Raw genomic sequence first — 2,917 nt, 5'->3', positions numbered from 1 at the left:
CAGCAGCCTGCAGCAGTGCGCAGCGGACGCGTCGGTCTTCGATTCGACCTCCAGAGCCAGACCGGTCGTCGTACCGGTCGAGCCAGCGAACCGAACTGACCTGCCAAGGATCCTCCCCCCATGCGTTCCCCCGATTTCGTGACCGCGACGGCCTCCAGCCCCCGCCGTTTGCTCGCCACCGCCCTTGGCCTGGCCTTCGCCGTCCCGGCCACGGCCGCCGAACCTGCCGCTGCAGCCGCGCCGGACAGCGCCATGGATCCGCAGCAGGCGACCAAGCTTGACGAGATCGCCGTCCGCGCCAATACCATCAATGCCTCTTCCCCCAAGCTCACCGCGCCGCTGCTCGACACGCCGCGCGCGGTGTCGGTGATCCCCAAGGCGGTGATCCAGAGCACCGCGTCCACCACCCTCACCGAGGCCCTGCGCACGGTGCCAGGCATCACCTTCGCCGCCGGTGAAGGCGGCACGGCCGTGGGCGACCGCCCACTGATCCGTGGCTTCGACGCGGTGTCGGATATCTATGTCGACGGCATCCGCGACACCGGTACGCAAACCCGGGAAACCTTCGACGTGGAACAGATCGACGTGATCAAGGGCCCGTCGTCGGTGTATACCGGCCGCGGGTCGGCGGGTGGCAGCATCAATATCGTCACCAAGGCACCCAAGGCCGAGAACTTCACCGACGCAAGCCTTGGCCTTGGCACCGACAACTACAAGCGTGGCACGCTGGACGTCAACTACCTGGTTAGCGAGCACATCGCGGCCCGCCTGAATGTCATGGGCCACAAGAACGACGTGCCCGGCCGCGACGAAGTCTGGGGCAAGCGCTTCGGCATCGCCCCGTCAGTCACCTTCGGCATGAAGACCGATACCCGCGTAACCCTCGACTACTACCACCTCAACACCTACGACTTGCCCGATAGTGGCATACCGCTCGACGGCCCATACACCACCGGTCCCTTCGCCGGTACCGGTACCGGCAAGCCCGCCCACGTCGACCGCAACAATTTCTACGGCTTCGCCGACCGCGATTTCCGTAAGACGAAAGCCGATATCGGCACGGTGCGCTTCGAGCACGACTTCGCCGACAGCTTCACCATCCGCAACACCACGCGCTATGGCGTTACCTCGAACAATTACATCTGGAGCAACCCGGACGACAGCTCCGGCAACCTGCCCTTCGGCTACGTCTACCGCTCGGCCAAGAGCCGCATTGCCGATACCCGCACGGGTGTAAACCAGACCGATCTCACCGGTGAATTCAACACCGGCTCGATCAAGCACAATTTCGCCACGGGCGTGGAATTCGCACTGGAGAAATCCAACGTCGACCAGTACAACGTGGTGCAGCCGCCGGGCCCGGGCATCGCCGGGCGCAACTGCGTGTCCAGCCCGCTCTTCATCAGCCAGTTCGCCTGCACGTCGCTGCAGGATCCCAATCCGCACGATCCGTTCCTGGGCAGCTACGCGCCGCGCAACACGCCCACGCAGAACCGCTCGTTCACCCGCTCGGCCTACGGTTTCGACACGCTGACCTTCAACGAGCAGTGGCTGCTGAACCTGGGCCTGCGCTACGACGACTTCAGCACCCGCGTATTCGTGCCCACCGGCACCACGCCGGCGGCGCGCAACCTGCGTTCGGACGTGGATTTCTGGACCTACCAGGCAGGCCTGGTGTTCAAGCCGGTATCCAACGGCAGCATCTATGTTTCCTACGGCACCTCGGCCAACCCTTCGGGCGTGGCTTCCGGTGAGGGCAGCGGTGACAACGCGAACATCAGCGTGCAAACGCAGGATCTCAAGCCCCAGAAAAGCAAGAACATCGAAGTGGGCGCCAAATGGGATGTGTTCGATGAACGCCTGAACCTTACTGCCGCCGCGTTCCGCTCGGAGATCACCAACGCGCGTGTGGCGATTGACGCTGCCACCACGGTGCTGGCCGGTACCAAGCGTGTGGAAGGCATCGAACTGGGCGCCACCGGGCGCATCACGGAGAAGTGGAGTGTATTCGGCGGCGTCACCCACCTGAATCCGGTGCTGGTGGACAACGGTCCGGGCGCTGCGAATATCGCCAACAACGGCAACCAGTTCCCCAACACCGCGCGCAACAGCGGCAGCCTCTGGACCACCTATGCGGTGGCCAGGCGGATCACCGTGGGCGTGGGCGCCTTCGCCATCGACAAGCAGTACGGCAACGTGCAGAACACCAAGTACATCCCGGGCTACACGCGCTTCGACGCCATGGCCGCCTGGCAGGTGAACGACACCTTGAACCTGCAGCTGAACGTGCAGAACCTCACCAACAAAACGTACTACGACAAGATCTTCACCACGCACTACGCCACGGTGGCCCCGGGTCGTTCGGCACTGATCACGGCAAACATGCACTTCTGATGACCATCGACGCCGCCACCGTCGCCACGCGAATGCAGGGCGCCGCGCGTGGCGGCGACGCGGCAGCGCAAGCGACGCTCGGCCAGCTGTACCTCGACGGCCATGGCGTGCCGCACGACAAGGCTGAAGGTTTCTACTGGTTCCAGGAGGCCGCCCACCGCGGCGTGCCGATGGCAATGAACATGGTCGGGCGCTGCCATGAGAATGGCTGGGGTACGCAGGTCGATGTCGATCGTGCCGCGGCCTGGTATCGGCGCGCGGCCGACCATGGACTGGATTGGGGTTTCTATAACCTGGCCCACGCCCATGCCAATGGCCGTGGCGCCACGCACGATGTGGCGCGCGCGTTTGCCCTTTTTGCCCATGCGGCATCCATGGGCCACGCGCGCGCCATGTATTTCATGGGCCACTACCACGAGCACGGCTTGAGCGTGCCGGTGGACGTGGCCCATGCTTATGCCTTGTACGAGAAATCAGCCCGATGGGGTGATTACCGCGGGCGCTGTGCCTGGGCGTCTGTATT

The 2,917-nt window shown here is 64.3% G+C and carries 2 protein-coding genes; both read left to right on the top strand.

Annotated features, from left to right (window positions below; translation table 11 throughout):
• Positions 1-120: 120 nt before the first annotated feature.
• The gene (locus VK519_RS03295; RefSeq protein WP_324347646.1) at positions 121-2,394 is read left to right on the top strand and encodes a TonB-dependent receptor; all 2,274 of its coding nucleotides are present in this window, start codon (positions 121-123) and stop codon (positions 2,392-2,394) included.
• Positions 2,394-2,917: tetratricopeptide repeat protein (locus VK519_RS03290; protein WP_324347644.1), on the top strand; the 524-nt coding region annotated here is incomplete at its 3' end. The genes VK519_RS03295 and VK519_RS03290, both read left to right, overlap by 1 nt.

It is taken from the genome of Pinirhizobacter sp. (genome assembly GCF_035317885.1).
Taxonomy (GTDB): Bacteria; Pseudomonadota; Gammaproteobacteria; order Xanthomonadales; family Rhodanobacteraceae; genus Pinirhizobacter.
Note: the sequence above shows the minus strand (reverse complement) of the source record. Positions and strands in the feature narration are given on the sequence as shown.